Origin of the sequence: Hyphomicrobium zavarzinii ATCC 27496 (genome assembly GCF_000383415.1) — a bacterium.
Taxonomy (GTDB): Bacteria; Pseudomonadota; Alphaproteobacteria; order Rhizobiales; family Hyphomicrobiaceae; genus Hyphomicrobium_C; species Hyphomicrobium_C zavarzinii.
Genome location: NZ_KB911256.1, coordinates 635,296 through 647,082, shown reverse-complemented (window position 1 = coordinate 647,082; position 11,787 = coordinate 635,296). Strand labels below are relative to the sequence as shown.

The window sequence follows — 11,787 nt, the reverse complement described above, 5'->3', positions numbered from 1 at the left end:
CCGCGATGAACATCAAAGCACTTTTGGCCGAGTTCATCGGTACATTCATGCTTACGGGCGCCGTTCTCGGTGCCGCGTTCTATTCATTTGGGGCACCTTCCGGCGCGGCCGGAATTGTTGGCGTCGCCCTTTCGATCGGCATTACCGTGTTCGCGACCGCGCGTGCGATCGGACACATCTCCGGCGGACACTATAATCCCGCCGTTACGCTGGGGCTCGTCGCAGGCGGCCGCTTTTCCGTCGCAAGCGCAATTCCCTACATCGTGGCGCAGTGCCTCGGCGCGATCGCCGTCACCGCGGTTTTCTCGGCGATCGGCAATGCTCCGGCCTCCTATGCAGCCAACGGCTATGGCGATCTCTCGATGATCAAGGCGGGGCTCTGGAGCGTATTTCTCATTGAGGTTGTGCTCACCGCGTTCTTTCTCATCGTCATCATGGGGTCCACCCGGCCGGGTGCGCCCGCTGGTTTTGCGCCACTTTCCATCGGTCTTGCGCTCACCGCCATTCATTTGATGTCCATTCCGGTCTCGAACACCTCCGTCAATCCGGCGCGCAGCCTTGGGCCGGCGCTGTTCGCGGGCGGAGAGTATTTGAGCCAGATCTGGGTATTCTGGGCCGCACCCATCGCGGGCGCGGTGATCGGCGCTGTCATCTACCGTTTCATGGACGAGTAGGCAGGGCTCCGCCCGGCAAGATTAAAATGCTTTGAAAAAGCGTCATAATCAGCGGCCGCCGTGCATTCCGGCGGCCGTTTGTTTTGAGCCGATCACAGTTTAGTTTTCAGTGCGACTTTTCAGCACCAAGAAAGTCCCTGTTTTTTCTTGATTTTTATGGGTGCCTATGCCAGCTAAGCGTTGGCTCGGGCGCAGGGGCTTCGATCTCATTTGTCCCTTTTCGAGCCCCCAATTCTTGTATTTGCCCGCTTGCGGCATCCGCCATTCCCCTGCGCTCTCGTCGCCTTGAAGCTGCTCCCGGAGACCCTCGTCGGTCATCTTTCCGGCTGTTTGCGCTCGGGGCCCTGAGATCGATCTATGGAGACGTATTTTTTTGGAAACGAAGACGTTCGCTGAGCTCGGGCTCAGCCAGAAAGTCCAGGCTGCCATCGCGACAGCCGGCTATGCCACACCCACACCCATTCAGACCGCAGCCATTCCCGTTGCAGTAACAGGGCGCGACGTGCTCGGCATCGCGCAGACCGGCACCGGCAAGACGGCCTCGTTCGTGCTGCCGATGATCACGCGTCTGGAAACGGGCCGCGCACGAGCGCGGATGCCGCGCTCGCTGATCCTCGCGCCCACGCGCGAGCTTGCCGCGCAGGTTGCGCAAAGCTTCGAGAAGTACGGCATCAATCACAAGCTCGACGTAGCGCTGCTCATCGGCGGCGTATCGATGGACGATCAGGTGCGCAAGCTCGATCGCGGTGTCGACGTGCTGATTGCGACGCCGGGCCGCCTGCTCGATCACTTCCAGCGCGGCCGCCTCATGCTGATGGGCGTCGACATTCTCGTGATCGACGAAGCCGACCGCATGCTCGACATGGGCTTCATTCCCGACATCGAGAAGATCTGCAATCTGCTGCCGCCGAAGCGCCAGACGCTGTTCTTCTCGGCAACGATGCCGCCGGAGATCACGCGTCTCGTCAACCAGTTCCTGCGCGATCCGGAGCGGATCGAGGTGGCGCGTCCCGCCACCACCGCAAAGACCATCACGCAGAGCTTCCGCTTTACGGGCGAGAGCGAGGACTGGGTGAAGCGCGAGATCCTGCGCGAGATGATCCGCGGGGAGACCGTGAAGAACGCGATCATCTTCTGCAATCGCAAGCGCGATGTGGCAATCCTGCTCAAGTCGCTTCTGAAGCACGGTTTCAATGCCGGCGCTCTGCATGGCGACATGGACCAGAAGAGCCGCATGGAAACGCTCGACAAGTTCCGCAACGGCGACATCAACATCCTGGCTGCGAGCGACGTGGCCGCGCGCGGCCTCGACATTCCCGACGTCTCGCACGTCTTCAACTTCGACCTGCCGTGGCAGTCCGACGACTACGTGCACCGCATCGGCCGCACGGGCCGTGCGGGACGCGAGGGCACGGCGCAGTCGATCGTCACGCCCGACGAGCTCAAGAGCTTCAAGGACATCGAGAAGATCATCGGCGACGATATCGTCTGGATCGGCGAGCCTCCCTCCGAGCAGGACTTCGCAGACGCCGGCAAGCGCCGCCGGGGACGCGGTGGCCGCGGCGGGCGGGCAGGTGCGCAGCGCGACAGCGGACGCGCGAACGGCAGCGAGCGGCACGAAGGCCGCGGCGAGCGCCGCTCCTCTCCGTCTCAGGCCCGCGGTGAGCGGCGTGCGCCGCAGGCACCGGGTCTGGGCGATCAGCCGCAGGTCCCCTCGGAGACCAGCGCAGCCAAGCCGCAGCGGGAAGGCGGGCGCGATCAGCGCCGCGGCGAAGGCCGCCGGGATGGTGCACGGCCCCAGCAGCAAGCACGGCCGCAGCGTAGCGATAGCGCAAAGCCCGAGGCACGCCGCGAGCGCGAGGAGCAGCCGCGCACAAGCCCGCAGACTGCGCAACGCGCCAAGCCGCGTGTGGCTGAAGCAGAGGTCTCCAAGGCCGCGGTGAGCGCGTTCGCCGGAAACGTGCCGGCGTTCCTGAGGCGTCCTCCGCGCCCGGTCAAAGCAGCCACGGAATAGGCTCCCCTTGAGGTGCCCGACATCGGGACGCCGCTCCATTGCGGCGTCTCGAGGCTTGGCCAAGCGTACATTTTGCTGCACTGCTCTGGATCAGCGCAGGCATAAAAATCGCTGCATTTTTTGTTTATCGCGCAGCACCTTGCCAGGCTCACGGGTGCGTCCGCCCGATTCCTTATTTCGCACACGCGCAGCCGCATTGCACAAAGTCGAGTCAAGTAAATTTTGCGACGCAACATCAACTAGCTGTGGACATCGCGGCTTCTGCCTAATTTGCAGGCGCTCCCAGCGCTACTGTGACAGGGCATTGGAGGCCAAAACCATGCGTGAACATCGGCTCACCACCTCTTCCACCGGCCCTCGGGCCGCGGGCTGCCGGGTACGCGAATTGGACTACGTTCCGGCTCCTGACCTGATCGAGGCCGCCCAGCTTCGCCGCCTCGCTAGCACCGTGCTCGCTAAATCCCCGGACGACCTCGCCGCACTCGCGGAGACTAACCCCCTCCTGGTGTGGGAGTGGATCGACGCCTTCCGTAAGGAAAGGCTCGCAGCCGAGGCCGAGGCACGGTATTGGTCGGCCGCGGCCGCCGCTCTTTCGACGGCCACGCCGGAGGCGGTTCGCACGGCCGCGGAATAGCAGCCGGCCGAGGCTCACTTCAGCACCCAGCGGCGCCCTTATGTCGAACGTCGAGATTTGCCGCTGGGACGGGCTTGAGCCGGGGCCGGCACGCGACAGCCGGATCGCCGAGCTCGATCAGGTGTTCTTCTCCTCGAGCGCCACGCAATCTTTCCCCAGCGACGAAGCGAAAGCCGCGTTTCGCGAGCGCTGGCTCGGCCGCTATCTTCGCCATTTCCCCCACTATGCTCTGCTGGCGCTCGACGGCAGCAAGCGTCTCGTCGGCTACGTGATCGGCAGCATGGAGGATCCCGCACGCGATCCCCTGTTCTCCGATCTCACATTCCTCAGCCACTTTCGCGCGCTCACCCAGCGCTATCCGGCGCATCTTCACGTCAACCTGGATGCCGCCTGGCGCAGCCGCGGCATCGGCCAGCGGCTTGTAGAAGCCTTCGCCGACGAGGCGCGCGTCGCGGGCGCCCCCGGTCTCCATGTCGTGACGGCGCGCGGCATGCGCAATGTCGGGTTTTATGAGCGCAATGGGTTCCTGGAGCGCGGGACGGCCTCGATCGAGGGTCGCGAATTGCTGCTGCTCGGACGCGATCTCATCGCCAACCCTTGAGAAGTGCTGCAACTCTCTGGCATACTTCACAAAAGTTGCCTCAACATCTGCAGGACCGATGAGCGCGCCCGTATCGCAGCCTTCCGACGCGAGACCGTCCGGCAATGCCCGCGCGGTGGTTCTTGAAGACGTGCAGAAGTGGTTCGGCGACTTCCACGTGCTGAAAGACATCTCGCTCGAGGTGGCCGAGGGCGAGAAGATCGTGATCTGCGGTCCTTCGGGCTCGGGCAAATCCACTCTGATCCGCTGCCTCAACGGTCTCGAAACGCACGATGGCGGAAGGATCGTCGTCGACGGCACCGTGCTCACGCGCGATCTCAAGACGCTCGAAACCATCCGCTCCGAAGTCGGCATGGTGTTCCAGAGCTTCAACCTGTTTCCGCATCTCTCCGTGCTCGACAATCTCTGCCTCGCGCCCCAGTGGGTGCGCGGGATGAAGCGTGCCGAGGCCGAGAAGGCGGCGCTCGCCCTGCTCGACCGGGTGCGCATCGCGGATCAAGCCAACAAGTATCCGAGCCAGCTTTCGGGCGGGCAGCAGCAGCGCGTCGCCATCGCGCGTGCGCTCGCCATGAACCCGCGCATCATGCTGTTCGACGAGCCGACCTCCGCGCTCGATCCCGAGATGGTCAAAGAGGTGCTCGACGTGATGATCGAGCTGGCGCGACAGGGCATGACGATGCTGGTGGTGACGCACGAGATGGGCTTTGCGCGCGCGGTGGCCGACCGGGTGGTGTTCATGGACCGGGGCGAGATCGTGGAGGCGGGGCCGCCGGAGGTGTTGTTCGAAGCGCCGCGCCATGAACGCACGCGCCTGTTCCTCTCCCAGATCCTCGAGCACTGACATGCGCGAACGCTCTCTTCTTCTAGGCCTTCTCGCTCTGCTCTCCGCGACTATCTGCGGGGCGGGCTTCGCTGCCGCGCAGTCCGCTACGCTCGATGCGGTGCGTGCGCGGGGGCATCTCGTGTGCGGCGTCAATACAGGGCTCGCGGGCTTCAGCGCTCCCAACGACCGGGGCGACTGGACCGGCATCGACATCGACTTCTGCCGTGCCGTGGCGGCCGCCATCTTCAGAGACGGAAACCGGGTGCGCTTCGTGCCGCTCAACGCCAAGGAGCGGTTCACGGCGCTGCAATCGGGCGAGGTGGACGTGCTGTCGCGCAATACCACCTGGACCATGAGCCGCGACACGTCGCTAGGGCTCAATTTCACCGGCGTGCTCTACTACGACGGCCAGGCGTTCATGACGCGCAAGTCGCTCGGGCTGCATTCGGTGAGCGACCTCAAGGGCGCGAGCATCTGCGTGCAATCCGGCACCACGAACGAGCTCAACCTCGCCGACTTCTTCTCGACGAGGGGGCTCGACTACCGGCCCGTGGTGTTCGAGCGGCTGGTGGAGGTGCTCGGTGCCTACAGCAGCGGGCGATGCGACGCCTTCACCACCGACAGCTCGCAGCTCGTCTCGGAGCGCACGCGGCTGCCCGACCCCGACTCTCATGAAATGCTGCCGGACCTCATCTCCAAGGAGCCTCTGGGGCCCGTCGTGCGGCAGGGCGATGCGGGCTGGTCCAATATCGTGCGCTGGACGCTGTTCGTGCTCGTCAACGCCGAGGAGCTCGGCGTGACGCAGGCCAACGTGGAGGAGATGCGCACGACAGCCAATCCCGAGATCCGCCGGATGCTCGGGACAGAGGGCGAATACGGCAAGGGCATCGGCCTCGACAACGATTGGGCCGTTTCCATCCTGAAGGCCGTGGGCAACTACGGCGAGTGCTTCGAGCGCAATCTCGGCGAAAGCTCGCCGCTCAAAATCGCGCGCGGGCGCAACGCGCTCTGGAAGGACGGCGGGCTGATGTATGCCCCGCCGATCCGCTGAGGCAGGCGATGGCGGATCTCCTCACTCGCCTCACCGACCGGAAAGCATGGACTCGCGCGGTGTATGATCCGCAGGTGCGTGCCGTCGTATTCCAGGCGCTTCTGGTTCTCGTGCTCGCGCTCGTCGCAACCGAGATCGTGCTCAACACGGCTGCCAACCTCAAGAAGCAGAACATCGCCTCCGGCTTCGATTTCCTGACGAGGACAGCGGGCTTCGACGTCTCCCAATCGCTCCTGCCCTACACGAGCAAAAGCACCTACGGGCAGGCGTTCCTGGTAGGGCTCACCAACACGTTATTGGTGGCGGCGCTCGGCGTCGTGCTCGCGACCGCCCTCGGCTTCGTGCTCGGCATCGCACGGCTCTCGCCCAACTGGCTCGCCTCGAAGCTGGCGCTCGCCTACGTGGAGCTGGTGCGCAACGTGCCGCTGCTGCTCCAGCTTCTCATCTGGTACGTGGCGGTGCTGCGCGCCTTTCCGGCGCCCGGCGACGCGCTCGCCCTTCCGTTCGGCGCCTATCTCGACAAGCGCGGGCTGCATCTGCCGCACATCGCGCTCGCGCATGGCGGATGGCTCGCGCTTTCGATCCTCGCAGCTCTCGCGTTGGCGTGGTGGCTGAAGCGGCGCGCGAAACAGGATCAGAAGAGCGGGCCGGCGCACTCTCCCTCGCTCCGCTCCGCCGGATGGGTTCTGGCCGGGCTCGTGCCGGTCATCGTACTCATCTGGTCGAGCCTCGGCGCGACGGTGCGCTATCCCGTGCTCGGCCGTTTCAACTACGAAGGCGGACTTTCGATCGAGCCCGAATTTCTTGCGCTTCTGATCGGTCTTACGACGTACACCGCGGCCTTCATCGCGGAGATCGTGCGGGCGGGACTTTCCGGCGTGCCGCGTGGCCAGCGTGAAGCCGCCGCCGCACTCGGCCTCAGCCGGCGGCAGGCGCTGCGTCTGGTGATCCTTCCGCAAGCCCTGCGCATCATCATTCCGCCGCTCACCAACCAGTACCTGAACCTCACCAAGAACTCGTCGCTCGCCGTCGCAATCGGTTATCCCGACCTCGTCTCGGTGTTCTCCGGCACGGTTCTCAATCAGACCGGACAGGCGGTGGAGGTGATCCTGATCACCATGGCGGTCTATTTGCTCATCAGCCTCGCGACGGCGCTGGCGATGAACGCATTCAACGCCCGAACTGCGTGGGCCGAGCGATGACGCAGGAAAGCTCCTCCTCGAAACTCTCGCCTCACGCCGCGCGGCGCGGCGATCCCCAGCGCGCGTTTCTGGACTGGGCGCGGGAGGCGCTGTTTCCGTCGCCGGGGCAGGCGCTCGTCAGCCTCGCGCTCATCGTTCTCGCCGGATGGATCGCCTTCGCGTTCCTCGAATGGGCGGTCTTCAACGCCGTGTTCAGCGGAAGCGACGGCGGCGCCTGCCGCGCGGCGCCCTTGGGGGCGTGCTGGCCCTTCATCACGCACAAGATGGGGCTGTTCCTCTACGGGCGCTATCCGGATGCGGAGCTTTGGCGCGTCAATCTCACTTACGTACTTGCGCTTGCGGGCCTCGTGCCACTGATGGTGCCGGGCGTGCCGTACAAGCTCGCCCTCTCTCTCTACATGCTGCTGGTGTTTCCGGTGATCGCGTTCATCCTGCTCAGCGGCGGCGTGCTCGGACTCCCCTACGTCGACACCGCACTGTGGGGCGGGCTGCTGCTGACGCTCGTCATCGCGAGCGTGGGTATCGCGGCCTCGTTCCCTCTCGGCATCCTGCTCGCGCTCGCGCGGCGCTCGGACCTGCCGATCGTGCGCTGGTCGGCGATCGGCTACATCGAGCTGGTGCGGGGGGTGCCGCTTGTCACAGTTCTGTTCATGGCCTCTGTCATGCTGCCGCTGTTTCTGCCGCCGGACGTGACGATCGACAAGCTTCTGCGCGCGCTGGTGGGCGTGGCCCTGTTCTCGGCCGCCTATCTCGCGGAGGTGATTCGCGGTGGGCTGCAGGCGATTCCGCGCGGGCAATACGAAGCCGCCGATGCGCTCGGTCTCGGCTATTGGAAGAAAATGGGGCTCATCATTCTGCCCCAGGCCATTCGGCTGGTGATTCCCGGCCTGGTGAACTCGTTCATATCCTTGTTCAAGGATACGAGCCTTGTACTCATCATCGGACTTTTCGATCTTATCGGAATTGTTGAGCAATCCGTTCAAGCTGATGCGAAATGGTTCTCTCCGCAAACAGCCGCAACCGGGTATTTCTTTGCAGGCGCGGTGTTTTGGATATTCTGTTTTGCAATGTCACGATACTCATCATCTCTAGAACGAAAGCTCGCTTCCCGCGTGCGTTCCTGAGACTTGCGTATCTTCCCCGTGTTCGAACCGGCATGACAAAACCGGCCTGCTGGTATAAGGATTAGCCGCCATCAAAACAAAATCAGGTGGCGTGAAGCTGGGGGAATATCCATGTTTCTACCTACAGAATACGTCTGGCTGGAGCCTGTGCTCATCGCCGCCGGTGTGGTCTTCGTTGTAGGCCTGATCGGCAATGTGCTCTCCTTCTCGAGCCGTTTCTTGAACGCTCTCGTCACGGCAATTGTCTTCGCCGTGATCTTCGGATCGCTCACGTTTCTCGCGAAGGCCGAAGTTCAATCGATTCCGGCGCAGTTCCTGCCGGCCGAATATGCTTGGCTCGAGCCCGTGCTCATCGCATCCGCCGTTGTGTTCGTCGTGGACTTCATCGGCAACATTCTGTCGTTCTCCAACCGCTTCGTGAATGCGCTCGTCACGGCGATCGTCTTTGCTGTGATTTTCGGATCGCTCACCTTCATCGCGCATCGCGAGGGCGTGGCAGTGCCCACCATCACTGTCCCGACACCCGATGCGGCGCCTGCTCCGGCACCCGCACCCTAGCAGGGGCGCACAGCCTGGAATTCGAGAGGGCGGCCTTCGGGCCGCCCTTTTTCGTTTCGTGCCGTCTCAGCCGCGGAAAAGCGCGGCCACGTGCTCGCCGATCGCAAGCGAGGAGGTGAGGCCCGGGCTTTCGATGCCGTAGAGAGCGACGAGGCGCGCAATGCCGTGCTCGCGCTCACCATGGATCGCGAAGTCCGCCGCTGGCTCGCCGTTGCGATAGATCTTGGGCCTTATACCGACATAGCCCGGCGCGAGGGCGCCATCCGGAAGGCCGGGCCAGTAGCGGCGGATCTCGCGCTCGAAACACGCGAGCCGTTCTCCACCCTGGCCATCGAATGACGTATCCTCAGCCGCACCAGACCGACCGCACCATTCGAGATCGGGACCGAACTTGGCGCGGCCCGCCACATCCAGCGTCAGATGCAGACCGAGCCAGGCGGCCTCGGGCAACGGATAGACGAGGTGGCAGAAGGGAACGCGCCCTTCGAGGACATAGTAATGGCCGCGTGCGGGATAGGTCTCGGGCGGCTGGTAGCGAGAGCCCGCAACCAGCATCCTTCCGAGCTTCGTCGCGCCGAGGCCTGCGGCGATCACCAGATTGCGCGCCGTAAGCGTCATGGGCTGGCCCGCGCTGAGTGCCTCGATCTCGAAGAGGCCATCGCTCCTCGCCGACAGGTGCCGGACCTCAGTGTTGAGAACAACATCGCCGCCGCCTGCGCGGAGGTGGCCCTCGAGCGCGACCATGAGAGCGTGGCTATCGATCACGCCGGTCGAGGGCGAGAACAGCGCGGCGACGGCCGACACTTCCGGTTCGAGCGAGCGGACGTCCGCTTCGCCAAGACGCACGACGTCAGCCACGCCGTTGGCTTCGGCCGTGCGCGACAATGCGTCGAGACGCGCGAGCTCGCCCTTGCCCGTGGCCACCACGAGCTTGCCGTAGCGGACGTGAGGAACGCCGTTCTCCACGGCGAAGGCATAGAGTAGATCTCTCCCTGCGGTGCACAGCTTGGCGCGGAGACTACCGGAGGGATAGTAGAGCCCCGCGTGGATGACCTCGCTCGACCGGCCCGATGTTTCCCGCCCGATCCCATCATGCCGCTCCAGCACCATGACCTCGTGCCCGGCGCTGGCCAGGGCGCGGGCGATCGCCAATCCGACGACGCCGGCTCCGATCACAGCCGTCTCGATGTCCGGTAGCGTCTCGTGCCGTCTTGCAGGGGGGAAATTCACACTGTTCTCTTATGATTCTCTCTCGTGGAACACGCTTTTAATTCATCATCTTACTCTGCTTTATTCACAAGTTATCCACAGGCGTTCACCATATTTGGGGACGACTTGAACAAAAATGGAACATAGCGGGGCGACTCAGCTAATTTATTTCGCCCTCCGTTTTTTCTTACTCCGGCCGCACAAAAAAAGCGCACGCCGACTTTCCGTCGGCGCACGCCACATGTTCGGCAGATCCTGGAAGGCTCAGATGCCTGGAGCAGCGTCGGGTGGAGGGGGCGGCAGCGTATCGTCGCTCGCCGCCGGGGCCGTGCCGCGATCAGGCCGGACCAAGCCAGCCAGCGGATCGTCCGTGCGGCGCGACTTGCCTTCGAAAAAGGCGCCCTGCTCGATGGCCATGGTCTGATGGTAGATATCGCCTTCGACGTGGCTCGAACTCTGGAGCAACACGCGGCGGCCGCGGACGGTGCCCAGCAGGTGGCCGCGGATGACGCATTCCTCGGCGATGACGCCGCCGGTCACGCGTGCGCGCTCTCCGATTACGATATGGGTGCCGTAGATATCGCCCTGCACCTCGCCCTCGATCTGCACCTCACCCTTGGAGGTGAGATTGCCCTGGATCACGAGATCCGGTCCGATGACGGAGGCCGTGGACGGCCCGCCCGGCCGGAACGAAGCCCCGTTAGGGCGCGCACCGAGGGACGACGGAGAGGACGTATTCGGGACAGCGAGGTTTGTCATGGCCGGCTGAGGGAGCTGGGGTCTAGCGCTATCGTTTTCCGGCTTCCGGAATTGGGGCAGCATCCGTTGAATCTCCGCGGTTACGCTCTACCTTGCGCGAATTTTCTGATCGCCATTTTTGGCTTTGTGGTGTGGCTCGGCTTTTGACCGGCGCCCCAGGCGACATGTTTTCTGCAACGATCGCCCGGCGTCCTCCCGCACAATGTCGACTAGCACGATTTCATGCAGTGGTCACCCTCCGCAAGTGCCTGAATGTCGTCCACACAAAGCTTCAACAGACAATTTCTTGAGCAGGCGGCAGTGTGGCGCGGGGTCTTTGCATCGAGCAGGTTGTACTCCGGTTCGCGCGAACGCGGAGACGCCAATCGATTTGAGGTTACCGCGCCACGGGATGGCCGCATTCCATGCCGGTCGCGGCCCGCGGCCCCTAGTTTTTCGCGCGCTTGGGTTTCTTCGTCTCGCCGCCCGCGCCGCGTGCCCATTCAAGAACCTCCGCGGCGTGACCGCGCGGCGAAACCTTGCGCCAGATGCGCGCAATGTGACCCTTGGGTGAAATCGCGAAGGTGGCGCGCTCCACTCCCATGTACTTGCGTCCGTACATCGATTTCTCGACCCATACGCCATAGGCTTCGGCAACCGTCTTCTCCTCGTCGGAGGCGAGGAGAAGGGCCAGCTCGTGCTTGCATATGAACTTGTCGTGGCTCTTGGGGCTGTCCGGCGAGATGCCGATCACGGTCACGCCGGCACGCGCAAACTCGGGGGCGAGATCGGAGAACTCCTTGGCCTCGATCGTGCACCCCTCGGTGTTGTCCTTGGGATAGAAATAGAGCACCACGGGGCCGCCCCGGAAGGCCTTGAGCACAAGCCTTTTTCCTCCATCCGCCGGAAGATCGAACTCGGGGGCCAAATCGCCCTCTTTCAACATGTCTCGTGCCTTTCTTTTGTCGCTTTTGGTGAGCCACATCGCAGCCTTGGGTGGCGGGGGCTCAGAGTTCATCGGACCGGGATCGGGGATCCGGGGATATCTTGCTCCTCCAATCATGCTCGCATGGTTTTTCGGCCCAGGTCCACAGCTCGGCTTCACGATCCCAAGATTGTCCGGGACCGTGCTTGTCCAAGCGCAAGGCGCCGCACGCAA

13 protein-coding genes are annotated in these 11,787 nt (G+C 63.8%); 9 read left to right on the top strand and 4 right to left on the bottom strand.

The window, feature by feature from the left end; translation table 11 throughout:
- Positions 1-5 precede the first annotated feature (5 nt).
- Positions 6-674 (top strand): aquaporin, encoded by a 669-nt coding sequence (locus F812_RS0107060; RefSeq protein ID WP_020085263.1) that lies wholly within the window; start codon positions 6-8, stop codon positions 672-674.
- A gap of 99 nt (positions 675-773) precedes the next feature.
- Here F812_RS0107060 and F812_RS26790 read toward each other — a convergent pair whose 3' ends face one another.
- The gene (locus F812_RS26790; RefSeq protein ID WP_020665368.1) at positions 774-992 is read right to left on the bottom strand and encodes a hypothetical protein; all 219 of its coding nucleotides are present in this window, start codon (positions 990-992) and stop codon (positions 774-776) included.
- Between the two features lie 55 nt (positions 993-1,047).
- Between F812_RS26790 and F812_RS0107050 the strand changes: the two genes are divergently transcribed.
- The 8 genes from F812_RS0107050 to F812_RS26970 all read left to right on the top strand — a co-directional run bounded on the left by F812_RS0107050 (position 1,048) and on the right by F812_RS26970 (position 8,681).
- On the top strand, positions 1,048-2,688 hold the full coding sequence (locus F812_RS0107050) for a DEAD/DEAH box helicase (protein WP_020085262.1): 1,641 nt from the start codon (positions 1,048-1,050) through the stop codon (positions 2,686-2,688).
- Positions 2,689-3,007: 319 nt separating this feature from the next.
- The gene (locus F812_RS0107045; protein ID WP_020085261.1) at positions 3,008-3,322 is read left to right on the top strand and encodes a hypothetical protein; all 315 of its coding nucleotides are present in this window, start codon (positions 3,008-3,010) and stop codon (positions 3,320-3,322) included.
- 40 nt (positions 3,323-3,362) lie between these two features.
- Positions 3,363-3,923: a GNAT family N-acetyltransferase gene (locus F812_RS0107040; RefSeq protein WP_020085260.1), complete on the top strand. Its 561-nt coding sequence runs from the start codon at positions 3,363-3,365 to the stop codon at positions 3,921-3,923.
- Positions 3,924-3,981: 58 nt separating this feature from the next.
- A complete protein-coding gene (locus F812_RS0107035; RefSeq protein WP_020085259.1) occupies positions 3,982-4,764 on the top strand; it encodes an amino acid ABC transporter ATP-binding protein in 783 nt (260 codons plus the stop codon).
- Between the two features lies 1 nt (position 4,765).
- Positions 4,766-5,797 (top strand): amino acid ABC transporter substrate-binding protein, encoded by a 1,032-nt coding sequence (locus tag F812_RS0107030; RefSeq protein WP_020085258.1) that lies wholly within the window; start codon positions 4,766-4,768, stop codon positions 5,795-5,797.
- Positions 5,755-6,999, top strand: coding sequence for an amino acid ABC transporter permease (locus tag F812_RS0107025; RefSeq protein WP_342446744.1), 1,245 nt, complete (start codon positions 5,755-5,757; stop codon positions 6,997-6,999). Before F812_RS0107030 ends, F812_RS0107025 begins: the two co-directional genes overlap by 43 nt.
- Positions 6,996-8,123: an ABC transporter permease subunit gene (locus tag F812_RS0107020; protein ID WP_020085256.1), complete on the top strand. Its 1,128-nt coding sequence runs from the start codon at positions 6,996-6,998 to the stop codon at positions 8,121-8,123. Before F812_RS0107025 ends, F812_RS0107020 begins: the two co-directional genes overlap by 4 nt.
- A 111-nt stretch (positions 8,124-8,234) precedes the next feature.
- Positions 8,235-8,681 carry a hypothetical protein gene (locus F812_RS26970; RefSeq protein WP_020085255.1) on the top strand — a complete coding sequence of 149 codons (447 nt, stop codon included), beginning with the start codon at positions 8,235-8,237 and terminating at the stop codon, positions 8,679-8,681.
- A 66-nt stretch (positions 8,682-8,747) separates the two neighbouring features.
- Here F812_RS26970 and F812_RS0107010 read toward each other — a convergent pair whose 3' ends face one another.
- The 3 genes from F812_RS0107010 to F812_RS22940 form a co-directional block, all read right to left on the bottom strand.
- Positions 8,748-9,911 carry an NAD(P)/FAD-dependent oxidoreductase gene (locus tag F812_RS0107010; RefSeq protein WP_156827292.1) on the bottom strand — a complete coding sequence of 388 codons (1,164 nt, stop codon included), beginning with the start codon at positions 9,909-9,911 and terminating at the stop codon, positions 8,748-8,750.
- A gap of 243 nt (positions 9,912-10,154) precedes the next feature.
- Entirely contained in the window at positions 10,155-10,649 is a 495-nt protein-coding gene (locus F812_RS22945; protein ID WP_020085253.1) for a bactofilin family protein, read from the bottom strand.
- Between the two features lie 427 nt (positions 10,650-11,076).
- Positions 11,077-11,574: a peroxiredoxin gene (locus F812_RS22940; RefSeq protein WP_051113786.1), complete on the bottom strand. Its 498-nt coding sequence runs from the start codon at positions 11,572-11,574 to the stop codon at positions 11,077-11,079.
- Positions 11,575-11,787 lie beyond the last annotated feature (213 nt).

Excerpts from the sequence above, each read along its gene's own strand:
- F812_RS0107060 (WP_020085263.1), top strand. The coding sequence starts at position 6 with ATGAACATCAAAGCACTTTTGGCCGAGTTCATCGGTACATTCATGCTT.
- F812_RS26790 (WP_020665368.1), bottom strand. The coding sequence starts at position 992 with ATGACCGACGAGGGTCTCCGGGAGCAGCTTCAAGGCGACGAGAGCGCA.
- F812_RS0107045 (WP_020085261.1), top strand. The coding sequence starts at position 3,008 with ATGCGTGAACATCGGCTCACCACCTCTTCCACCGGCCCTCGGGCCGCG.
- F812_RS0107040 (WP_020085260.1), top strand. The coding sequence starts at position 3,363 with ATGTCGAACGTCGAGATTTGCCGCTGGGACGGGCTTGAGCCGGGGCCG.
- F812_RS0107035 (WP_020085259.1), top strand. The coding sequence starts at position 3,982 with ATGAGCGCGCCCGTATCGCAGCCTTCCGACGCGAGACCGTCCGGCAAT.
- F812_RS0107030 (WP_020085258.1), top strand. The coding sequence starts at position 4,766 with ATGCGCGAACGCTCTCTTCTTCTAGGCCTTCTCGCTCTGCTCTCCGCG.
- F812_RS0107020 (WP_020085256.1), top strand. The coding sequence starts at position 6,996 with ATGACGCAGGAAAGCTCCTCCTCGAAACTCTCGCCTCACGCCGCGCGG.
- F812_RS26970 (WP_020085255.1), top strand. The coding sequence starts at position 8,235 with ATGTTTCTACCTACAGAATACGTCTGGCTGGAGCCTGTGCTCATCGCC.
- F812_RS22945 (WP_020085253.1), bottom strand. The coding sequence starts at position 10,649 with ATGACAAACCTCGCTGTCCCGAATACGTCCTCTCCGTCGTCCCTCGGT.
- F812_RS22940 (WP_051113786.1), bottom strand. The coding sequence starts at position 11,574 with ATGTTGAAAGAGGGCGATTTGGCCCCCGAGTTCGATCTTCCGGCGGAT.